Origin of the sequence: Clostridium sp. TF06-15AC (assembly GCF_003481165.1) — a bacterium.
Classification (GTDB): domain Bacteria; phylum Bacillota; class Clostridia; order Lachnospirales; family Lachnospiraceae; genus Otoolea; species Otoolea fessa.
In genome coordinates, this window is sequence record NZ_QUKS01000001.1 from 512,353 (window position 1) to 534,940 (window position 22,588).

At 39.1% G+C, this 22,588-nt stretch carries 18 protein-coding genes; all 18 read right to left on the reverse strand.

Annotated elements, in window-relative coordinates:
* Positions 1-52 precede the first annotated feature (52 nt).
* Complete coding sequence (locus DXC57_RS02230) at positions 53-1,642, reverse strand: AAA family ATPase (protein ID WP_118472830.1); 1,590 nt, start codon at positions 1,640-1,642, stop codon at positions 53-55.
* A 117-nt stretch (positions 1,643-1,759) separates the two neighbouring features.
* Complete coding sequence (locus tag DXC57_RS02235; RefSeq protein ID WP_118472831.1) at positions 1,760-2,584, reverse strand: hypothetical protein; 825 nt, start codon at positions 2,582-2,584, stop codon at positions 1,760-1,762.
* 185 nt (positions 2,585-2,769) lie between these two features.
* Positions 2,770-3,999: a hypothetical protein gene (locus DXC57_RS02240; RefSeq protein ID WP_243017833.1), complete on the reverse strand. Its 1,230-nt coding sequence runs from the start codon at positions 3,997-3,999 to the stop codon at positions 2,770-2,772.
* Between the two features lie 40 nt (positions 4,000-4,039).
* Positions 4,040-4,954: a sugar phosphate nucleotidyltransferase gene (locus DXC57_RS02245; protein ID WP_118472881.1), complete on the reverse strand. Its 915-nt coding sequence runs from the start codon at positions 4,952-4,954 to the stop codon at positions 4,040-4,042.
* 36 nt (positions 4,955-4,990) lie between these two features.
* Entirely contained in the window at positions 4,991-5,974 is a 984-nt protein-coding gene (locus DXC57_RS02250) for a glycosyltransferase family 2 protein (protein ID WP_118472833.1), read from the reverse strand.
* Entirely contained in the window at positions 5,964-8,324 is a 2,361-nt protein-coding gene (locus DXC57_RS02255; RefSeq protein WP_118472834.1) for a YfhO family protein, read from the reverse strand. The genes DXC57_RS02250 and DXC57_RS02255 overlap by 11 nt, the downstream gene beginning before the upstream one ends.
* Before the next feature lie 30 nt (positions 8,325-8,354).
* Positions 8,355-9,611 carry a nucleotide sugar dehydrogenase gene (locus tag DXC57_RS02260; RefSeq protein WP_118472835.1) on the reverse strand — a complete coding sequence of 419 codons (1,257 nt, stop codon included), beginning with the start codon at positions 9,609-9,611 and terminating at the stop codon, positions 8,355-8,357.
* 32 nt (positions 9,612-9,643) lie between these two features.
* Positions 9,644-10,594, reverse strand: coding sequence for a glycosyltransferase family 2 protein (locus DXC57_RS02265; RefSeq protein ID WP_118472836.1), 951 nt, complete (start codon positions 10,592-10,594; stop codon positions 9,644-9,646).
* A gap of 16 nt (positions 10,595-10,610) precedes the next feature.
* The gene (locus tag DXC57_RS02270) at positions 10,611-11,795 is read right to left on the reverse strand and encodes a hypothetical protein (protein ID WP_147354068.1); all 1,185 of its coding nucleotides are present in this window, start codon (positions 11,793-11,795) and stop codon (positions 10,611-10,613) included.
* Positions 11,796-11,934: 139 nt separating this feature from the next.
* The gene (locus tag DXC57_RS02275; protein WP_118472838.1) at positions 11,935-14,031 is read right to left on the reverse strand and encodes a glycosyltransferase; all 2,097 of its coding nucleotides are present in this window, start codon (positions 14,029-14,031) and stop codon (positions 11,935-11,937) included.
* Positions 14,032-14,057: 26 nt separating this feature from the next.
* Positions 14,058-15,116, reverse strand: a complete 1,059-nt coding sequence (locus DXC57_RS02280) for a glycosyltransferase (RefSeq protein ID WP_182427334.1) — start codon at positions 15,114-15,116, stop codon at positions 14,058-14,060.
* Between the two features lie 17 nt (positions 15,117-15,133).
* The gene (locus tag DXC57_RS02285) at positions 15,134-15,871 is read right to left on the reverse strand and encodes an ABC transporter ATP-binding protein (protein WP_118472840.1); all 738 of its coding nucleotides are present in this window, start codon (positions 15,869-15,871) and stop codon (positions 15,134-15,136) included.
* Between the two features lie 15 nt (positions 15,872-15,886).
* The gene (locus tag DXC57_RS02290; protein WP_333549114.1) at positions 15,887-16,714 is read right to left on the reverse strand and encodes an ABC transporter permease; all 828 of its coding nucleotides are present in this window, start codon (positions 16,712-16,714) and stop codon (positions 15,887-15,889) included.
* Complete coding sequence (locus DXC57_RS02295) at positions 16,672-18,489, reverse strand: glycosyltransferase (protein ID WP_118472842.1); 1,818 nt, start codon at positions 18,487-18,489, stop codon at positions 16,672-16,674. The genes DXC57_RS02290 and DXC57_RS02295 overlap by 43 nt, the downstream gene beginning before the upstream one ends.
* Positions 18,490-18,514: 25 nt before the next feature.
* Positions 18,515-19,501 (reverse strand): glycosyltransferase, encoded by a 987-nt coding sequence (locus tag DXC57_RS02300; RefSeq protein WP_333549113.1) that lies wholly within the window; start codon positions 19,499-19,501, stop codon positions 18,515-18,517.
* A gap of 91 nt (positions 19,502-19,592) precedes the next feature.
* Complete coding sequence (locus DXC57_RS02305; protein ID WP_118472844.1) at positions 19,593-20,963, reverse strand: exopolysaccharide biosynthesis polyprenyl glycosylphosphotransferase; 1,371 nt, start codon at positions 20,961-20,963, stop codon at positions 19,593-19,595.
* 108 nt (positions 20,964-21,071) lie between these two features.
* Entirely contained in the window at positions 21,072-21,983 is a 912-nt protein-coding gene (locus DXC57_RS02310; protein ID WP_118472845.1) for a glycosyltransferase, read from the reverse strand.
* Entirely contained in the window at positions 21,980-22,516 is a 537-nt protein-coding gene (locus DXC57_RS02315; protein ID WP_118472846.1) for a transcription termination/antitermination NusG family protein, read from the reverse strand. Before DXC57_RS02315 ends, DXC57_RS02310 begins: the two co-directional genes overlap by 4 nt.
* Positions 22,517-22,588 lie beyond the last annotated feature (72 nt).

The window sequence follows — 22,588 nt, forward strand, 5'->3', positions numbered from 1 at the left end:
TTTTAGCCATTGCTGTATATAACGATAGTTTTTACTATGTCAAAAATATACATTAATTTTTTCCATATGCTTCAATTCGACACGTATGTTCCTTACTTACCTTATCGTAATTAATTCCAACCAATAAAATATTTCCCATATAATTTAAAATCGATTCTGGATAGTTCTTTTCTTTGATTTGCTGCAGCGCAGTCTGTGCATTCTGATTCCATTTAAGTTCAATTACCAGCGCCGGATAATCATTCTTGTACTCTGGTTTTGGTATAAATACAAAATCCGCAAATCCACGTCCTGTCGGTAGTTCCCGAACTGGTTTAAAATAATATTGCATCGAACTCAGATAAGCAATCGCGAGAACACTGCTCAAAGAATTTTCATTATGATATTGAATAACAGATACATATTCATCATGAATCTTCCCGATCTGTGATGCTACTACTTCCTCATCCAAATCCAATGTTGCATCCAACAACCTCTCCGACTCTTGCTGAAACAGAAACATCTCATTCCAGCGTTTACTTTCTACCGCCTTAGTCAACTCCTGCCGAATTTCTTCATTCGGAACAAACGCCATCTTTTTCGTCTGATCATAGCCTAAATACCCCAAATGAATCATATATGTCAGCACATCGTCTTTACTCTGAATATTCGAAATATCATTTCCAAATGTTGATGTATCTACCTTCACTTCAACTCCAGACAGCATTTCGATAATTGCCGTTTTCAATCCGTCATAATCCATATTAATGAGCGGCACAATCGCCTCATAAGACGCGGTTTCCGACCAATAGCTCTTAAATTCACCATCTAGCATGACACTCACAACTGCTTTGGGATTATAAACCTGACAATTTTTTAGAACATATCCATCATACCACGCCTTTACCTTATCAAATTCCACCTGATAGCGTTCTGAAAGTTCTTTCACCTCCGCCTCCGTAAATCCAATATACGGAGACAAGCGACCCGCGCTCAACATCGTAAATTCGTCAAAATTGTTCAGTGCCGACTGGGTTTTCTCTTTTTTAATAGGAAGAATGCCCGTCAAATAAGCAAGTTGAATATACTTGGTCGGTTCCGTTCCCTTAAACAATCCCCTCAGGAAACTTATATATTCATCCTGAATTTTCGAATTCGCCGCCATATCACGAATCAGAACATCCCACTCATCAATAATTACAACAAACTTATTCTTCGTTGCATTACAAATAAATGACAGTGCTTCTGGAAGCGAACACGTGTCACTCGGTATTGCTTCTGAATAATATTTTCTTAATTCCTCAATCGTTTTCTCTGTAATATACGATACAACCCTGTCGGCACCCCCAGCAGCTCCTATACACCACTGGATATCCCAGTGAATCACATCATATCGGTTTAGATGTTCCTTGAAATCCGGGCTCTGACTAATTTCAAGTCCAGAAAACATATTCCCTGAATCGCAGCCCTTACTGTAATACGCTGTCAGCATATCCGCCGTAATCGACTTTCCGAACCTTCTGGGACGGCTATTGCAAATATATCCCTGCAATGTATTCATCACCTTATTGGTATACGTCAACAAACCTGTTTTATCAATATAGATTTCCGAATTCAACGCAACTTGAAACGCTGAATTATCCGAATTCACAAAAATCCCCATATTGACACACTCCTTTCGAAGCTGTTGCTTTGCCTGTTCATAATATTAATCATATTTATATGATTAATATTAACATTTGATAGTTTGAATGACAAGATCATCATTCAAAACGTTCCTCTACTTCTCAGCCATCCGAATCAGCAACTCCAATATTTTAATTGCCATCTCTTCTTCCCGCATCCAGCCATTATAAACATCCTTCATGTCCTTCAAAATTATGCTTTCATCCGCCACCTCATAAAAGCGTTCATTTACTTTTTTTATGACAGCTTCATCCGGCACATCCTCTTCCATAAAATACATACTCTCTCCATAAATTCCCTTCCTTTTACCACTCATAACATCCCCTAATACCACACTTCCAAAATTTTCTATTCTGCAAGGTGGCAGTTTGAATTCCTCTAAAACAGAATCAAGAATTCTCTTCACTTCATCCGATGCCCCTTTTCGTTTCGTCAAATAACCAGCCAGCGCCCCAAACAGGCGATCCATTTGTCTCTTCAACTCCGCCGGGATCTGAAGATAACGGCTGTCCAATTCTATCTTCCGCCATTCAGCATACTGTGGATGCGGTTTCATCGTCTGATGCCCCGTCCTGAATTCAATAAGAGAAGGATATGGATTTTCTTTCAATATGTTTCTATGGATGTTTACAAGTTCATCATAAAGCGGTCGATAAATCTCCTGCGCTCTTTTCCTATTCAATTCTTCTTTTCGCTGCTGTGTATTGACCCATATAGACCCAAGCAATGAAAAAACAGCACCGACAACTGCTCCAAGCAATGTTCCGATTATACCTAATAGGGTTTGAGAATCTGCTCGCGTGAACAGATTCACTTGTCTTAACAATGTCACAAACATAAACAGGACAAGAATGACTCCACATATATAGATGCAGATTTTGAATTTATTGAAATAATATTTTAGCTTTAAAAATATCATAAATTCTCACTTCTCTTTACAAAGATTTTTCTTGTATTGTAGCATTTCAAAAAAGAATTTGCAAAGATTTACCCAATCTATTTTTCAACTTCTTTTCTTCTTGCATCCTCCCCTTACATATGCTATTCTATGAAAATAGCAATTCCAGCAAAGCGGTCACTTTATAAAAAAGAACGGCTGAGTTTTTACTCCTCAGTCGCTCTTTCATCCACACACATTTCCCGTCCGCTCATCCCCGCCATCACAATCAAAAACCAGAAAAATGGCTGTCTGCAATTCATCAGCGTAAAACTTTCCGCCAACAATGCCAGCACTGCCGCACGCTGTGCCCGATCGCATCGAATCACATTTCGTACAATCCAATATACAAGCACCGCTGTTGGAATGATACCATACGAAAACCAGACATCAAAAAAACTCGAATGAATTTCATTCACATGAAACACATCAAACACGCCCGGGCTCAGCAGCTGTTCAAACCCATCATGTGGAATAAACCGCTCAAAAAAGCCCTCTCCTGCCCCATATAATAAATACTGCGGTTCCAATACCAAGCGTTCTGCACTTCGATCGTAAAGCAAATCATAAAGATTGCCATTTGCCAATTTCCAGAGTTTCTGCTGAATCCGCGAAAAAAGCGTGTAGCTCGTCTGAGAAACTTCAAAATCAGCCCCCGGCAGGATCCTATATACCCCAACAGCCAACAGCACCACAAAAACCGCGCCGCCTATCCACCACAGCTTTTTCCGCTTTGAATGGCAGCATCTGTCCCAGAAAAGCTGTCCGATAAGCACACAAAAGAATACAAGCAGACCGACAAACATCCCCGTTGATTTTGCCTTTCCTATCAAAAACACTCCCAACAGAAACATTCCCCAGAAGCCGATACGTGTTTTCGCCGTATAAATCGCTTTCCGCCGATCCCCCATAAAAAGTACCAGCATCATGGTAAAGATAAAAAATGCAAACTGGTTCGGATCATTGAAGGTTCCCATAAACCGGGCACCACCCCAGGATTCATGGAAATAACGCCCACGCCCAGAGAACAGAACAAGCAGCTGAAATACCATATTGATGCGGCAAATCCAGCACAAACCACGCATAAAGCCATCTGAATACAATGTCCGGAACATCCATATCAGACACGCGGAATAAATCCAATACATCGTATGCAGCGGGAACTCCCGATTGGAAGTCCGGATAAAATAGATTCCATTAATGATAGCGACAAAAATCAGAAAAATAACCCATGGGATATCTTCCCTGTAAAATAATTTTGTCCGGTTCTTCCATGCTCCATAAAATGTCATCGCACAGGCAGCCGCGAAAAACAGATCTGCAATCCCAAGATTGCCGCTTGGAAAAATATAAAATTGTTTCAAAAAGACCGCTATGTAAAACAACCAACTTGCCACAATCTACTTCTTCCCTTTCGTAACAATTCTGCTTCTTTAATTATATCCATAAATTTTCCGGATAGCATCCAGCCGTTATCATCTGACTAAAACTTTCCTGCGCTGGCTCAATGTCTTCCTTATAAGTAATTCCAATCCATTTATCCGATGTAGAAAGTACCTTAACTGAAGCCGCTTCTTTTTCCAGCAATTCCGCTACGATATTCGGAAGGAGGTATTCCTTTTTCTCTGGATATTCACCTAGTTGATCTAGAAATCTAGGAAAACCTTCCCTAATATATTGTAAAAAATCCGGATATCCCGCCCACATATTCATCGAAACCATCGTGTCTGGTGTAATCCAGCCTTCTACTTCTGCATTATCGCACCGAATCTTGCCGTCTATCTTCTGAATCCCGGTTGTCTCAATTACTTTTTCAAGATGACCTGTATCATCCGCCACACAGACGCCTCTGGTCACAGCGCCATTCTCACTCAAAGTATTTTTCAGAGAAAATCCCGCCATCGCCAGAGCTATCTTTCCGTCCTCATGTTTTCCCGAAACCAGAAAATCATGCAGCTTGACAAATGCTTCCTTTCCATAATAGTCGTCTGCATTGATAATCACAAACGGCTCTTTCACGATATCCTTACAAGCCAGGATCGCCTGTCCTGTACCCCAAGGTTTCACACGCCCCGCTGGAACCTCATATCCTTCTGGCAGATCCTCCAACTCCTGATAAACATACTCGACCGGCATGACCTTAGACAATCGGTTTCCGATCACTTCTTTGAATTCTTTCTCAATTGCCTTGCGAATCACAAAGACAACCTTTGTAAATCCCGCTTCTTTCGCATCATAAATTGAAAAATCCATGATAATCTCCCCGTTGGGAGCCATTTTCGCAAGCTGCTTGATACCGGTTCCGAAACGGGAACCGATGCCGGCAGCCATGATGATGAGGGTTGTGTTCATTTTTTCCTCCATAGAATTTCTCTATATCTTAGTAAGTTATTTATTCTCTTCCTCACAGATAGTTGTCTTAGTATACGTTCTATCACTAATAATATAGCGAGGTCTGGCTTTCACTTCTAAGTATATCTTTCCAATATATTCACCCAAAATACCAAGACAAAGCAGTTGGACACCTCCTATAAAACATATTAAACTTGTCATACTTGCCCATCCATTTACGGTTTCTCCGATAAAATACTCCACAAACGACCAAAGCACTCCGATAAAACTTAATACAGCAATAACAAAACCAACTCCCGTTATCATTCGAATCGGCTTAATGCTAAGACTCGTAATGCCATCAAAAGCCAGCGAAAGCATTTTACTTAGAGGATAATGGCTCTCACCTGCAATTCTCTCATGCCTTTCATAATATACGATCGTACTTTTAAATCCAACCAGGGGAACCATTCCTCTTAAAAAAATATTTACCTCTTTATAATTTGCAAACTCCTGAAGAACCCGGGAAGATATCAGACGATAGTCCGCATGATTATAAATGACCTCCACTCCCATCCAATTTAATAGCTTATAAAAAGACTCCGCTGTAAACCTTTTGAAAAAAGTGTCTGTATCCCGCCTGCTTCTCACACCATATACGATTTCATTTCCTTTTAAATATTCTTCTACCATAGAATCCATGGCATTGATATCATCCTGACCATCACAATCAATCGATATTGTAATATCACATTGATCCTTTGATTCCATCAAACCTGCTAAAACAGCATTTTGATGTCCTCTATTACGGCTTTGTGATATACCAAGAAAGCAATCATCTTTCTTTGCCAATTCACATAAAATATTCCATGTTTGATCTTTACTTCCGTCATTCACAAACATAATTTTACTCTTAACTGATATAATGTTTCTATTGATTAATTTCATTATTTCCTGTTTGAACAACGGCGCCGTAATAGGAAGCACTTTTTCTTCATTATAGCAAGGGATTATTATATATAAAACAGGTTTATTTTTCATTATTTTCACTACTTTCTTTTTGCTTCACATTTTTTTGCAAGCGATCGTATAAAGCAAATAAAACACAGCCTACTGCACTTAAAGATATTCCAACTTTAAAGGGTGTATATTCGTATCGAAACTCTATTATATTTTCTCCTTTTTCAACTGGTATTGCTATTAACCCATTGCAATTATACATTTCTGCATCATATCCATTGACCTTTACTTTCCAAAAGCGATCATACGGTATGCTATAAAATGCAAATTCTTTCTTATCGGCTTCCAGTCTAATATTTAAAGTATTTTTTTTAGTTTCAAAATTAGAATTAGGATTTTTATTTTGTATCGTTCTTTTTAGCAGCTCCTCCCCCGCCAATTCAATATATTCCGGCGCATGTTTTAATTGTTTCTCTACTTTTTCTACATCCTGATCTTCAATTACTAAAGTATGAAGCATGACCAAAGCCCGTAGTTCCGCAGAAACTTTGTTAAATTCTGACTTTGTTATATATGAATCATATAAAGTTCCCATCGGAAGCGCCGCTTGATTTGCATATATATAAAAATCTTGATTATTCGCATTCTTTATATGCTTTATCAATTTCAGATTGCTTAATTTTTTCATCGTAACGATATATCTGGCACCCAATAATTCCTGCATTCCGACCGGACCAGCCGGAGACATATTTCCTCTGTTGATTCCAAGCGCACGATAAAAATCAAAAACAGAAGAATGGCACGTACTTATAAAAGAATTCGTTGATGGGAGTTCATTTGTCATACTAAGATTATAGTATGTATATCCAATTCCCTCATCAAAATAATATCTGTAGGGCAATACATTCCTTTTCAAAAGTGATGGAATCTCCGTCAAATAAGTAGAAACATTTTTAGAATACTGATTTGATTCAATACGGAAATTTATCCCAGTATTATCCAGCGCCCCATTCTGATAATCAAAAACACTTACTCCCAACAAACATACACTAAAAAAGATAGTAGCACCTTTATATATTTTTGTGCACTCGCTACGCTTGTTTTTGATTATGGCTGCAAGCACCACCACTCCCAAAACAGCACTCATTATATTAAGCACAAATCGGTGAATCCGAAAAATTTCTATACCGTCATAATGTATCCGTTTTAAGCAGCATAGCGCTATTGTAAACGTCAAAATGACACCCATAGAAATTATCAATCCATATTTTAAAGAATCTCTATATTTATCCGCTTTTTCACAAACTACGGCCGTTGCCAAAGACAAAAGTAAGGAAAACATAAACAGCCATCTTCCATATCTATCTGGTGAAAATGCTATAAATACGCTATTCAAAATTGGAATCACTGCCATTACAAAACAACATTTAATCAAAGAACTCAGCCAATTTTTCTCATGAAAAATATATGTCAATACAAAAGCCAATCCGAACAATGGTAAGTAAATTCCCCAGCTTCCCCAGTCATTAGACACAATTGCAGAATATGAATCCATTGATTCCGCTGGAAAAAAGAAAGCCCCTACTTCAATCAGCCATTCTTTTACCGTCATTAAAAACCAGTCCGATATTGGTAAAACAGCAGTTGCCCGCTTATTTCCCATCATGGACAAAAATGTCGGAACTACAATCACACCCGAAATCAGGCATCCCAAAATTCCTTCCCAGAAACAAGTTAAAATATTTTTTATCTGTCCTTTTTCACGCAAATTTGGAAGTAAAAAACGGAAAATATAATATAAAACTGTAAAGCAGGTAGTGCCCCAGAAAAATATCGGATTACATAACAAATTCACGGCACATGCCAGTGCAAAACATCCCTTCTTTTTATCCAATATCATTTTGTCCAAGGCAGCCAGCATAAATGGGAACAACGCTATCACATCCTGGAAATGATAAAAAACAATATTAATACATTGTGCTCCCGAAAATGCATATAACATCGCGCCTATCAATATAGCATCTTTTTTATGTAAGTATCTTTTCATCCACAATGCAGATGAATATCCTGCGACCGCAATCTTTAATATAAATAGCCATCCTATTACCCGTGGATACAATTCTGCCGGGAACAAAAGGGAAATCCAGTAAAATACACTTCCAATATTATAAAAGCCAAATGATTCTAGTAGATTTCCTCCCAAATCAATTCCCCAGCTCCAAGTTTCTCCCGACTTGATTGCCCTGTTCATCAGCATTCCAAACGGAATTTCCTCTGCCGAAAAATCATTTGACAGTGCAAAATATCCATGATTTAAAATCATTGCCGGGATCATAATGATTCCGGCAATCAAAGCACACATTATAAATGCCTCCAGCTCAGGATATCTGTTAAAATCAATCTTTTTTCTTTCTTTATATGCTGTGCACATCCATGCTCTCCTTGTGCAATAAATACTTTTCTAGTCCCTTTGGAAAATATCTCTTGTATAAACCTTTTCTTTCACATCATCCAGCGAACTGTCATAGCGATTTGCTACAATCGCCTGGCTTAATTGTTTGAATTTACTCAGATCATTTACAACGAGTGACCCAAAAAATGTCTCTCCATCCTTTAAAGTCGGCTCATATACGATCACCTTTGCCCCTTTTGCTTTAATCCTTTTCATAACTCCCTGAATCGAGCTCTGTCTGAAATTGTCGCTATTACTTTTCATTGTCAACCGGTAAACTCCGATAGTCACATTCTTTTCTTTCTCTTCTTCGAATTCGTTATCATCCTCATATCCATAATATCCGGCTAATTTCAATACCTGGTCGGCAATAAAATCCTTCCGGGTCCGGTTGCTCTCTACGATCGCTTCAATCAAATTTTCTGGAACGTCCGCATAATTTGCCAGCAACTGCTTTGTATCCTTCGGCAGACAATAGCCTCCATACCCAAAACTAGGGTTGTTATATTGGTTGCCAATTCTGGGATCCAGACACACTCCATCTATAATCTGCTGTGTATTCAATCCTTTACTTTCCGCATATGTATCCAGTTCATTAAAATACGCCACGCGCAGTGCTAAATAGGTATTTGCAAAAAGTTTCACAGCCTCCGCTTCGGTAAAGCCCATAATCAAGGTATCGATATTTTCTTTAATTGCACCTTCCTGCAGAAGTTCTGCGAATTGCTGTGCTGCTTTCTTTAACCGATCATCCTTCAAATCTGTTCCAACAATAATACGGCTTGGATATAAATTATCATATAAGGCTTTACTTTCTCGAAGAAACTCCGGACTAAAAATTATATTTTTACAATTAAACTTTTCACGAACAGAGGTTGTATATCCAACCGGAATGGTACTCTTGATAACCATAATTGCATCCGGATTATATTTCATAACCAGCTCAATGACAGCTTCAACTGCTGACGTGTCAAAATAATGTGTTTTTGAATCATAATTTGTTGGCGCAGCAATAACCACATAATCCGCGTTACTATATGCCTCTTTTGCATCAAGCGTTGCTGTAAGATTCAATTTTTCTTCTGCCAGATATTTTTCTATGTATTCATCCTGGATTGGTGATTTTCCCCTATTAATCAACTCTACTTTTTCTGGAACAATATCAACTGCCATTACCTTATGATGCTGCGCCAAAAGAGTTGCAATCGATAAACCTACATATCCTGTGCCAGCTACTGCGATTTTTAAATCTTCAAATTTTTTCATTTTCTATTGCCTCTTCTTTTTTACAATTAATTTCATTTGAAGTCTATATTCTTTATGCTTTTCTCCAAATTTTCAATTACTTGCAATCGAAATTCAAACTCTTGTCGTTCTTTCTCTGTCAACGTTTCCAATATTAATCCTGCAAAATAAGATATAATTGCTGTCACGGCTATAAAACCAGAAACAATTAATGTCGGAAAATTAGGGACAAACCCCGTTTGAAGAAATTTAATAGCAATCGGAAGAAACAGGAGTGCTGAAGCTAAAATTAATATCGTAGAAATTCTTCCAAAGAATCCCAGTGGATGATAGTTTTTATACAGTTTTCCAATCGTTTTTAATACTTTAAATCCATCCGAATATGTATTAAGTTTTGATTCGCTTCCCTCTGGTCTATCCCTATATTCAATAATTACATTTTCAATCCGCATATTTTTATCTACTGCATGGATCGTCATTTCTGTTTCAATTTCAAAACCTTTTGACAGAACCGGAAAACTTTTAACAAACAAATAACTAAATGCCCTGTATCCTGTCATAATATCTCTGATATCCGTTTTAAAAAGTCGATTAATAGAACCTCTAACAATACAATTTCCAAAATTATGAAATGGACGCTTATTTTCATCAAAATATGTAGATGATAAACGGTCTCCTACCACCATATCCGTTCTTTTTTTGAGCACCAAATTTGCCATTTGTTTTCCGTATTCCGCTGGATAGGTATCATCTCCATCAACCATGATGTAACATTGAGCATCAATCTCTCTAAACATCCGTCGTATGACATTTCCCTTTCCTTGTGAATACTCATGCCTAACCACAGCTCCTGCTTTGGTTGCTAAATCAGCTGTATTGTCACTAGAATTATTATCATACACATATATAACAGCTTCCGGAAGCTCCCTTTTCCAATCGGAAACTACTTTTTCTATCGTTTGAGACTCATTAAAACATGGGATTAATACTGCTATTTTATCCATATCGCTCTCCTTATCTTCACGTATGTGTTTCTTGTAATATTTCACTTTTATTATTTTTTATAAAAAACACATTAAAACAAACGAACACAAATGCAAACACTGTTCCTACTTGCGAACGATATGTAAACCAAAAATGAACCCAAGAATACCCCGGACATGCTAAAAACCATACATACGGAGCACATCCTACTAATAAACAAAATACATATTTCGGTTTTTCCTTGAAAATTCTATATAACAAAAACAACAAAATACAAATGAGCATCATAATCAATATTTTTCCAAACAATGAATTCCAAGCAATTAAGTTTATTGGAAATATTTGCTTTATCTCTTTTGAAATAAGCTCTAATACATCTCTGCCGCTTTTCATATCATACTCAGATGATTGTATTCCATATTTCTTTGTTTCCAAATAAGCATCTAAAATAATATTTTTTCTTAGGATAATTGATGATAAAATCCATTTACTCATCCACAAGCCAAGATATCCTATACACCAAGAAGCACTACACTTTAACAAAAAGACAAACTTGTCTTTTATCTGTTCATTTTCATGTTTAACATCTCTCTTTATCAATAACATATTCATAACTAATGTATATGATGCCATTGGCGTCACTAATAAATCCAAAAAGCTAGTCACTCCACCTACAACGAACATTGTAGCCGATTCATCATAGTCTTTTTTGCAAACAACTATTATACCTATTAATGCTACAAAAAAGCTTCCAAGGAAATTACTTGATGAACATAAAACAATCATATTCACCGACAATAAAGCCATCAAAAGAGAAAATCCAATTTTTTTACCAAATGTTTTCTCACTAATTCGGCAAGTACAAAAAATCAAAATTATAAATACGGCCTGGTAAATCAATCTAATTTGAGGTAATGTAAAAAACATCAACAATGGACGAATAAACACCTCACTCCCCATCCAATGCCTAGCATAGTCTCTATATGAAACTTTCTCATTTCCATCACTCAAAATTAATTGATTTAATGCTTCCAGAGGATTCATTCCTTTGAAAGACGCTCTATAATCTCCCATCGCTAAATTTAATACATTCTTTTGATTCGAAGCATATGCTACATTTAAATAAATAGCCTCTGAATAATTATCTAAACGTTGTGCTGCACTATCTTTTCCAGAATAAAACATTCTTGGATATACTCCCTCTTCATTTATCTGTTCCATAGAATTCCTTATATTCTTCTGAATTGGTTCATTTGGAAGTATATATATTATTGTTTTCAAAAAAGTAAATACTGCACATAACAAAATAAATAGTACTATGTATTTTTTCAAAAAAGCCGATATTTTTGAGTTTTTCATTTTAATATCCCTTTATTATTCTTTTTATTTTACCTGGTAGAAACATAATGCTTTTCCCAATTTTAAATGTAATTGTATTTTTTACATTCTCTATTGCTTTTTGAATTTCTTGATCAATATTTTGTTTTATACAGTCAGCACTCCACTTCTGCGCGCACCAATCCACAATATATAATTTAAATAGATTCTTTTCTTTTAATTCAAGTCCTTCTACTGCAAATTGTTCCTCTCGAGATAACTTTAAAAATCCGTTTCTTGCTTCTCCTAATACGTTTTTTTGCAATTCGAGTACACTTTCCAAACACAATTCATTTATAAATTTATCATTCAAAAAAAGAACCATATATATATAGCAAGAAAACAATCCATATGAATGTTCAAATGTGGTCCGTGTCGTCATAATAGAATTACTTCTATAACGCCTATTAAAAAATTGATTTGGCATATGTACTACTCTTTTTGCCATTATCATACATTGATATGTATATAAATTATCCTCATGAAGAATTCCGTTTACAAAATGTATGTTATTTTCTTCTAAAAATGACTTTTTTACCATTTGAAGCGGAACACTTGTCCGATAATCCCCATTTTTTTGCATTAAAGATAATAATTCTACTCCTGTATACACACCATTATATTTTGCGCTTCTTATATAATAGTCTATTGCCGCACTAACCGTTCCTTCTAAATCATCATCAACAAAGCTCCGGCCATCAAAGCATATCATATCAAGCGAATCTTTTTCAGCTCTAAAAAACAACTTATAAAGTGCATTTTTATCTAAAATATCATCGCTGTCCATAAAATAAATATATTTTCCATTTGCCAATTCAGCGCCCCTATTACGAGTGACCGAGAGTCCCGAATTTTTCTGTGTATATACTGATATTCTATGGTCTTTACTTGCCGCTTCTAACAACAGTTCCAACGAATTATCCTTTGAACCATCATTAATACATATAATTTCAATTTCATCTAACGTTTGATTCATAATACTATTCAAACATTCTTTCAAATAATTTTCCGTATTATACACTGGTATAACAACTGAAACTTTTGGAATATTTTTTTCTTCATTTTTTAATAAAAGTGTCAACTTATTTTCTTCATAATTTCTATTTCTTTTTTCAATGCATTCTAAAATATACTTAGTTCCTTTGCATTGATACAGATGTTCTAAATTAGAATAAAACGTTTCTTCTTGTTCCAACAAATTCATCCTTGTAAAATGTTCTTGCTGCATCTCTTGATATATTTTCACTTTTGCCTCTTTTGTTTTAACTGAATTTATATTATAAACACATCCAGCTAAAGTAACCTCTATAAAACTTTTCTTTACCTCTTCATAAATTCCTTTTTCATTCAGCGCATCAAACACTTGCTCATATGCTTCAAAAAACATTTCTGGATTTTTACTTTTTACACTTTGAAGATTATTCTTTTGTCCAATTCTATAACTTATTAAAACCTCATCTATATATGTAATTTTATTCGCTAACGCTAACGATAATAATACAAAAAAAGCATCATTTGTATGCTGCAATTCCTGAAACTGCAATTTTTCTCTTTCAATAAATTTTCTACTATATAATTTTGTCCATGGACACGGTGTCGTAATATTAAATATCTTTTCCGGTATATCCTTTCGTGAAAATACTGACTTATCTCCTATATACTCTTTCCGCAAAAAATCCGGTCTTTCTTTATGTTCTCCATTATCTACATTAAAACACTCCCCTCCAAACAAAACTATATCTGCATTTACTTTTTTCCCTTGTTTATATGTTTTTTCCAATAGTCCTCTTTCAAACAAATCGTCCGAATCAAGGAATATAACAAATTCTCCATTTGCTTGTTTCAATCCATTATTTCTTGCAACTCCAGCATATAAATTTCTTTGATGTAAAATTTTGATTCTATCGTCTCTTTTTGAATATTCTTCCAAAATTTCCAATGAACGATCCGTCGAACCATCATCTACACAAATAATTTCTATTTCTTTTAATGTCTGACATATTAAGCATTCAATAGCTTCTTCTAAATATGTTTCTGCATTATATACTGGCATTATAACCGAAACTTTAATTTCACTCATTTGTATTCCTCATTAAATGTTATTTTTTAGGACTTTTTTCGGCTCCATAAAGCCAATTTAATACAGCGCGGTATATATAGCAAATATTTTCCAACTCGAAATGTTATTGAATTTTTTATTGCTTTTATTTCATTTTCCAATCTCTCATCTTCTTTTCTTTGCTTTTCTTTTAACAAAATCACTTCGTCCCTAAATCTTCTATAAAACGGATATCCATACTTCTCTTTTCTATCTATTTCTAAACAATCATACACTCGTCTGATCCACTCTTCAATTTCTGTCTCACCCTCTATAATTCCACAACAAATTATCTCTCCAAACTCCTCCGTCATCCGAAACCACGTCAAATCAACTAGTCTTTCCAGATGATTTCTAACTGCCATATCCATATCCATATAGATACCCTTCAACAGCGCTATCCGTTTTTCTCTTGTCCATTTCAAATCTCTATGACCATAACGATATCGATACACCACTTTCTTTACCGCATAAAACTTTTCGGCAGTAATCATCGCTTTTACAAAAAATGGAGGATCCTGAAATCGAATCAATTTAGGGAAATACAACTGATGTTCTAATATAAATTCCCGATTATATAAAAATCTATGATACCCAAAATCAAATTGCCAATCCCTGTATTCAATTACACCCTCTTTTTGAAATACATATCCAAAATACTGTTCTGGAAATTCTGTTCTGACCTCTCCCGTCCTGTCATTGTATTCACTAAACTCCCCGCCACATATCTGACACCCACTATTTTCCGCTTTTTCAAAAAGGACTTCCAGAATATCCTTTTCTGGATACCAGTCATCTGGATCCATAAAAATCAGATATTTACCGGAAGCCTTTTTAATTCCGTTATTCCTTGCTGTCGAAACTCCCTGATTTTCCTGACGGATCGGTAAAATTCTGGCATCTGCTTTCGCATATTCTGCCAGAATTTCCCATGATCGATCCGTTGAACCATCATCAATACATACTACCTCTATCTCTTTTAAAGTCTGGCTCAAAATACTGTCCAGGCACTCTTTCAGATATAATTCCATATTATAAATAGGAACAATTATTGATACTTTCGTCATATGCTCTCCAATCATTTCTATTTTCTTTGTTCCATATATGCATCACATACAGTCTCTACTTCGCCAGCCATTTTAAGCACCCCATGATCCAACCACGCTGCATGATCACAAAGTTTTTTCACTGTCTCTATATTATGTGACACAAATAATAAGGTTGTTCCACCCTCCAGCATGTGACTCATGCGTTCCATACATTTCTGTTGGAAAAGGAAATCACCTACTGCCAGAATTTCATCAACAATTAAAATCTCCGGCTTAACCATCGTTGCAATCGAAAAGCCAAGTCTGGCAGACATACCGGATGAAAAATTTTTAATTGGAGTATCAAGGAAATCATGCAATTCTGCAAAATCCACAATTTCATCAAAATGCTCTTCCATAAATTTCTTCGAATGTCCTAAAACAGTTCCATTCAAATAAATATTTTCACGAGCTGTTAAATTCGGATCAAATCCTGCTCCTAACTCAATCAGAGGCGCAATCTCTCCATTTACGGTAATACTCCCTTTATATGGCTTTAAAATTCCACTAATTGCCTTTAAAAGTGTTGATTTTCCAGAACCGTTCACGCCAATGAGCGCCCACGCTTCACCTCGTTTTACTTTAAAAGAGACATCTTTTACTGCCAGAAATTCCTGAAATATCAGTTCTTTTTTTATCAGCTTAATAATGTATTCCTTCAGGTTATCAACCTTTTCACTCGCCATATTAAAACGTATGGTTACGTGATCTATTTCGATTGCATAATCTTCCATTTCAGCACCTGTTCCTTAAATATATAAAATAAAGTCATCCTGTTTTCGCTTAAACATTAAGACTCCAAGCACCAGCATCACAAATGCTATCAACCAGCCGCCCCAGAAAACACGTGGTCCCGGAAAACGACCATAATAAACTAAATCTCTAAACTGCGCCACATAATAATATAACGGGTTCAATCCCTTTACGATAAAGGCAACACTGCCTGGTAAGGACTCCACCGGATAAAAAATCGGTGTTAAGTACATCCATGCTGTAATAATTGCCTGGTAGATATACTGCACATCTCTAAAAAAGACATTGAACTCTGCTAAAAAGAATCCCAAACCACAACAAAAGATATATATTTGAATTACTACAATTGGGAACAAGAAAAAGGTCCAATATATATGTGCTCTTGTGGCAAGCATAACAATAAATAATGCTCCAAACGAAAATAGCAAATCCACCATACAGCTCGTCACCTTCGATAAGGTAAAAATGTATTTTGGCACATACGTTTTTTTCAAAAGCGCCGCATTGCCCGTAACAGAGGTCATCGCCTGGTTTGTCGATGTAGACATAAAATCAAACAACATCTTCCCCGTAAACAAATACACCGGGAAATTTTCAATATTCCGGCTGAACATCGTCGAAAACACAATCGTCATAATAATCATGACAAACAACGGATTCAGCACACTCCACAGATATCCCAGAAAGCTGCGTCGATATTTTAGTTTTATGTCACGGCTTACCAGCTGTATCAGAAGATCTTTGTATTTCATAAAAACATTGATCCGGTCAATCCAAGCCCTCATTTTTTGGTTCCTTTCTCTATCTCCAAATACTGTTTCCATGCATCCATGCATGTGAATTTTTGAATCTCATTCCGGTATTTCTCGGCTGCTGATTTATGTTTTTTCATCAACCTCCATGCGTCACGGTAAAGTCCACAAGCCAGCCACATCTGTTTCCAGTCTTTCTTTGCCAGAACGGCTTTTCCCGAAAACGGCTCAAACAACACAACTTTTTTCTTCCGGAATGCCTGGAACGGAGATTCAACTGGCGATAAAGCGATTATTTTTTTATCCGCAGGAAGCAGCCAGCCATTGAATGTGGCTTTTTTTACCAGATTTGCCGCTTTTCTCGCCGGGCCGAAATATTCGTTTACCGTTTTCACTTCATAGGAATCCCGATAGTCTTCCGCATATTGTTTAATCCGACGATAGTCTTCTTCCCCTAATTCTTCCTTCAGATTTTCAATCGGTTTCATTGCAACCTGCTCTCGAAGCCAGTTATTCAACTTTTCTGCATCCGTTTTAGATAACCATTCCGGTCCACGGCAGAAATCATAGAATGCCTGATATGCCAATCGCATTTCTCCGTAGCGGAATTCAATGATATCCACTGTAATACGTTTCCAAATCCATTTAAGGATCTCTGTTTGACTTCTCTCCTTTTCGATCAAAGCGGTCGTAATTAATGTATTCCGCACATCGTAATACGTATTTACGCCTGTAAAGGTAAGTTCAAACCCTTTATGCCATACGCCAAATCCATTTAAAAAGACGATTCCCGCTTTCTGGTTTCGAATGCCAAATTCGATATCATCATGGTGAAGAAACAGCGGGATCGGCAGATTATCCGGGCGCACAAGATTCAAACTCATGCAGCAGCACCACCAGCCGGAATACGGCGTGTTTTTATGAACTGCTTCACACATATATTTATCCGTACATGTGTGGAAATCTCTTAAATCTGCCAGTGGGAAATCATTCTTTACTACAAATTCTTCAAACCACTCTCCGGCTGCCTGCTGAATATACAGGAAATCCTCCCGCCACAAGCTTCCGCCTAAGGTAATATCCTCCCACTCATCCTTCCGCATCCCCAAAAATCCATACGCCCGCACAAACAGCTCCGGATCCATGACCGCATCGTCATCCATCATCTGTACGTGTGTCAGTCCCAGGCGTTCTTTCTCCTCGATCGCTTCAATCATGCCTCTCGTAAAGCCGCCGGCGCCGCCGACATTTCGGTTTGGAATGATGCGAATTGTATCTGGATGCTGGGCAGCCAGGCGGCTGATTTCTTCGTGTTCCGAGAGTGTTCTCCCATTATCCACCAGCCAATAGCAGAGATTCATCGATGCATTTTCCGGGCGCTCTAAAAAGCGGAGAACACTTTTTAAATTTCGCAGCACATACGGTTCGCGTTTAAATGTACAGACAACCGCCGCGATGCGAACCGACTTTTCCTCCTGACATTTTCCCTCATACCACCCAGACAGCTGCGGTACATCTGATTTGCTGCTTATTCCTGGTTTTACTGAAAACCAGAATACACCTTTATCCGTCTCCTGATACGGAAATTCCAATGTCAGCGGCTCCGGCTGTCCGCTCAATTCGATTTCACGGATCATGGTTTCGTCATGTATCAGCCGGACTGCCTGGCAATCGCCCACTTCCAGATGCAGCGTCAGTGTTTCCTGATTTGTATATTTTTTTCTTTTTTCTATATAAAAGAGATTGAAATAGCCATTGAAATCAATCCACTCACCATTCCGGTGGAAATACAGCTCTTCTTCCCTGCAAATGTCCGGTTCTGGGAACCGTATATTCTGTAATCTCATCCGCTCTTCTCCTTCTTTTGTTTCGTCAGAACTGGCGTTTCTGATGTTTCAGCACCCAAACCGCCGCCCCATACAACCGATACCGGCTCATCCGGAGCGCCTTTACCGCCTTATTCCGGTTTGCATGATAAATTCCCGGATATTTTTCCAATAATTCCTTGTCAAACCGAACCAGCTGATTTCTCACCTTTTTATCCGCCGGAAGGCTCAAAAGGATCTTGACTCTTCCTGCCGCCACGCGGGCGATTCCGCTCTCAATATAGCGCAGTTTTTCTTCAGAGCAGGCAATCTCTCCATTCCGGCATTTCTGATAAAATGCACACAGGGATTCCAGCACCCGGTCGTAATTTTTCTTGTTCTGCACCATTTTTTCCGGGCTGACACTCTGACCTACACGTCCAATCCGGTACTGGTAGACAAAATCCGGCAGAAAGGACACGGTCCGCACCCACGGAATCGGATACAGGATGTATTCCGCATCGACGTAATAACAATGTTCGTCGATCGAAAGCGGCATCTGTCTCAAAATCTCTGTCCGCCAGGTAATCCCATGCATTTTCATATAAACCTGATCAGCGATACCATCCAAAACGTATGATTTTCCGTATTTCACGCCCTTGAATGGCTCTTTCATCTCCGCCTTACTCGGAAAAGAGGATTCCTCCCCGCTTCCATTGTCAAACCGCCAGTAAAAGCCGCTGACCACCGCATCATCGTTGGTATGCGCCAATGCATCTAATAAATTTGAAAATGCCTCCGGCTCGACCCAGTCGTCGGCATCGACAATCTTTAGATACCGGCCGCGCGCCTCCCGGACGCCGCAATTAATGCCAGAACCGTGACCGCCGTTTTCTTTATGAATCACACGGACTGTATCGGGATAGATTTTTGCATATTGATCTGCAATTTTTCCGGTGTGATCTGTCGAACCATCGTCTACCACCAACACTTCCAGGCACGACTGCCCATTTTCCTGGTATCTCGCATCCGGTTCTGTCTCTCCTTTCTCCATGTCTGAAATTTCAGGTTTTTCAAGAACTAGACGTTTGTTTGTACATTCGTCACAGAGAGAGTCCAATGTGTATTTAATATATTTTTCCGCGTTATACGCCGGGATGACGACTGTCAGAAGCGTTTCCATTGTCCGCCACTCCTTCCGTACTTTCTTTTAACATCATGATCTTCGGTGTCATCAGCATCAGCTTCAGATCCAGAAGCAGAGAATAATTCCGTATGTAGGTCAGATCCAGTTTCAGCTTGTCATAGGAAGTCGTATTGTATTTCCCGTAAACCTGTGCATAACCAGTCAGTCCCGCTTTCATTTTCAGGCGGTAGCAAAATTCCGGGATCTCTTCCTCTATCTCCTCCGCCAGCTCCGGACGTTCCGGGCGCGGTCCCACGATCGACATCTCGCCTTTCCAGATATTAAAAAGCTGCGGAAGCTCGTCCAGACGGGTTCTGCGGAGGAAGTGTCCGACCGGCAGAATCCGGTCATCATTTTCAGCCGCCAGTCTGGCGCCTGTTTTCGCCTCTGCGTTCTGGATCATCGTCCGGAATTTACAGATCTGAAACTCTTTCCTACCCTCGGTCAGCCTCGTCTGCTTATAAAACACAGGTCCCCGGTCGGTCAGATAGATTGACAGCGCCACCAGCAGAAAAAATGGCGATAAAACAACGATTCCCAATCCTGAAAAGAATAGGTCAATCGCCCGTTTCACAAACCGCTGTCCCCCGGAAATGCCCTCATTTCTTGACAGAAGAAGCGGACTGTCGAAAATATCCAGTTCTTCCGAGGTCCGGAGCAAAATATCCGACAGTTTCGGCACTGTATAGGTGCGGATGTCCTTTTCAAAGCATTTTTTCAAGAGTGCATTTCGCTCCTTGGCTGGAATATCGCCGATAATCAAGGCGTCAAATGTCCCTGCTTCCCGGATGATCGCCTCCATTCCTGCCCGGATATGAATCGCTTTCGCCAGGTAATATTTATCCTCGCGCGAATTGATTTTTTCCATCAGATGAAATGCCGGACGATCGCCGCATACCAGAAGCATTCTTCTCGGCGGAAACAGCAGCCGGTACAGCCGCTGAAATAAATATGTCCAGACGATCGCCGCCAGAAGCTGTACCAGCATCATCGCCAGCAAAGTCCGCGGATCGTGAAATTTCTTATCCAGCAATGAGATTTGTATATAGGTAATAATATTTAAAAGCCCGATCGACAGTATCTGGGAGCAAAGCAGGTTTCCCTTTTTCAGATATCCGATCCGGAATCCCCCATATGTATATAGGAAGAAAAACAAAATTCCTGCATACAGGGCGATCATCAGCCAGTTTCCTCTTCTCCAAAATGGAAATTCAATTAATTTATTGAAATAACCGTTCCAGACGCATCCATAAATTCCCGTCAGGACAGCCATCAAAATGACCGCGCCTCCCATTCGGAACAGCCTCTTGAATGGTTCGTATTGTCTCAAAATCGTATCCTCTCGCAACTGTCTGCTTTCTCACAGGCAAACTCCGCGTACAAATGTACGGTTCTTACCAAACAGTTACTTTCTTTCATCTTTTTTTATCCTGAACTATCAGGCGTGCATTCTTTCCCGCAACTTTTTCTGATACAAATAGCCGCGAATCCCAACCGGCAGTATGCTTGCCGCCACACGCACAGCACAGTTACTTATATATTCAGGAAATGTCAAAAATCCACTTTTATAAAAATGGGTCTGCAGACGTATATTTTCTCTCGCATACGCCAGACCGCCGCGCCGCTGCATCATGCCATTTCCCGTTCTCGCGTATACCAGCACATCCGGCAGATTTTCCGCCCGATAACCAGCCTGCAGCATCCGCACCCATAGTTCGTAATCTTCGGCACCCTTCACGGCACGATAATTGCCAACCGCTAAAACAGCGTCCCGCCGCATCATAACCGCCATGTGGTTCATCGGGTTGCGCTTGCGGGCAAATATAAGAATCTCCTCATAACCGCACGGCAGCGTCCGGGTACCGGTGATACAACAATCTTCTGGAATCTCCACCGGCTCTTTCGGTGTATCTATCGTCCACTGCATATTTGCTGCTTTTTCCAGCGAATCCATCTCAAACTCGGCAATCGCCCCGCTCGCCAGCGCCAGCGCTGGGTTGCCTCGGAACTGCACCAGCTGCTTTTCACATCGTTCCGGACAGGCGATATCGTCGCTGTCCATGCGGGCAATCAGATTATTTCGGCAGCTTTCCACCCCTGCTGCCAGTGCCGGTCCTATGCCGCGATTTTCCGGCAGACGCACGATTTTCACCTGTTCGGACCATGTTTCTTCTAATTTTCTGATTACTGCATCGAGTTCTTCCGTCAGCGGACCATCGCAGACCAGGACAAACTCATCCGGGGAAACACTCTGTTTCATCATGCTGAGCGCCGCCCGGTAAAAATAGAACGGATTTTCCTTTCGGTAAACAGGCATCAGAACGGAATACTTCATATCTATACTTCTCATATGCCTGCCACCTGCTCCCGGTTTTCATCGCCTTTTACACGGATCGCCAGTTCGACCCGCCGTGCTGCTCCCAGCATCGGTATCTCCAGCGTCACAACCCGTTTTCGGATTCGTTTCCGCACAATCTGTCCCAGCGACTCTCCCAATATGCCTTCCGCCGACACGAGCTCTCCCGCCTCGTTTACCTGTACGAGAAATCGTCTTACCGTATGCTGCGGATCCTCTCGAAGCAGACGTTTCAGGAAATCTTCCTCCGCCTTTTCCAACGGTACTGCCTTCTCATCGAGCGGAAGCTTCGCAGAACCAGCCAAAATTCCTATCTTCTGTTCCAGTTCTCCCGCATCATCCGTATCCACAAAGATATATCCCGGAAACATCGGCTCCACACCGATGTGATAAATCCCGCCCATCCGCCAGGACCGTTCTTTAGACAGCACAAAACAGGGCTTATCCGACTCTCCCGAATAAACCCGGTTCAATTTCTCTGCCATCTCAGCTTCTCTTCCTGTAGGCGTTTGTACTGCGTACCACATACCGAGCTTCTTCCTCTCGTTTTTACAGTTTTCGCAGAATACCTAGTTCTGCGAAATCTTTGTTCATTATAC

What these genes read in the sequence shown, in the direction of transcription:
- DXC57_RS02230 (WP_118472830.1), bottom strand. Translation starts at nt 1,642, where the DNA reads ATGGGGATTTTTGTGAATTCGGATAATTCAGCGTTTCAAGTTGCGTTG.
- DXC57_RS02235 (WP_118472831.1), bottom strand. Translation starts at nt 2,584, where the DNA reads ATGATATTTTTAAAGCTAAAATATTATTTCAATAAATTCAAAATCTGC.
- DXC57_RS02245 (WP_118472881.1), bottom strand. Translation starts at nt 4,954, where the DNA reads ATGAACACAACCCTCATCATCATGGCTGCCGGCATCGGTTCCCGTTTC.
- DXC57_RS02250 (WP_118472833.1), bottom strand. Translation starts at nt 5,974, where the DNA reads ATGAAAAATAAACCTGTTTTATATATAATAATCCCTTGCTATAATGAA.
- DXC57_RS02255 (WP_118472834.1), bottom strand. Translation starts at nt 8,324, where the DNA reads ATGTGCACAGCATATAAAGAAAGAAAAAAGATTGATTTTAACAGATAT.
- DXC57_RS02260 (WP_118472835.1), bottom strand. Translation starts at nt 9,611, where the DNA reads ATGAAAAAATTTGAAGATTTAAAAATCGCAGTAGCTGGCACAGGATAT.
- DXC57_RS02265 (WP_118472836.1), bottom strand. Translation starts at nt 10,594, where the DNA reads ATGGATAAAATAGCAGTATTAATCCCATGTTTTAATGAGTCTCAAACG.
- DXC57_RS02270 (WP_147354068.1), bottom strand. Translation starts at nt 11,795, where the DNA reads ATGGAACAGATAAATGAAGAGGGAGTATATCCAAGAATGTTTTATTCT.
- DXC57_RS02275 (WP_118472838.1), bottom strand. Translation starts at nt 14,031, where the DNA reads ATGAGTGAAATTAAAGTTTCGGTTATAATGCCAGTATATAATGCAGAA.
- DXC57_RS02280 (WP_182427334.1), bottom strand. Translation starts at nt 15,116, where the DNA reads ATGACGAAAGTATCAATAATTGTTCCTATTTATAATATGGAATTATAT.
- DXC57_RS02285 (WP_118472840.1), bottom strand. Translation starts at nt 15,871, where the DNA reads ATGGAAGATTATGCAATCGAAATAGATCACGTAACCATACGTTTTAAT.
- DXC57_RS02290 (WP_333549114.1), bottom strand. Translation starts at nt 16,714, where the DNA reads ATGGAAACAGTATTTGGAGATAGAGAAAGGAACCAAAAAATGAGGGCT.
- DXC57_RS02295 (WP_118472842.1), bottom strand. Translation starts at nt 18,489, where the DNA reads ATGAGATTACAGAATATACGGTTCCCAGAACCGGACATTTGCAGGGAA.
- DXC57_RS02300 (WP_333549113.1), bottom strand. Translation starts at nt 19,501, where the DNA reads ATGGAGAAAGGAGAGACAGAACCGGATGCGAGATACCAGGAAAATGGG.
- DXC57_RS02310 (WP_118472845.1), bottom strand. Translation starts at nt 21,983, where the DNA reads ATGAGAAGTATAGATATGAAGTATTCCGTTCTGATGCCTGTTTACCGA.
- DXC57_RS02315 (WP_118472846.1), bottom strand. Translation starts at nt 22,516, where the DNA reads ATGTGGTACGCAGTACAAACGCCTACAGGAAGAGAAGCTGAGATGGCA.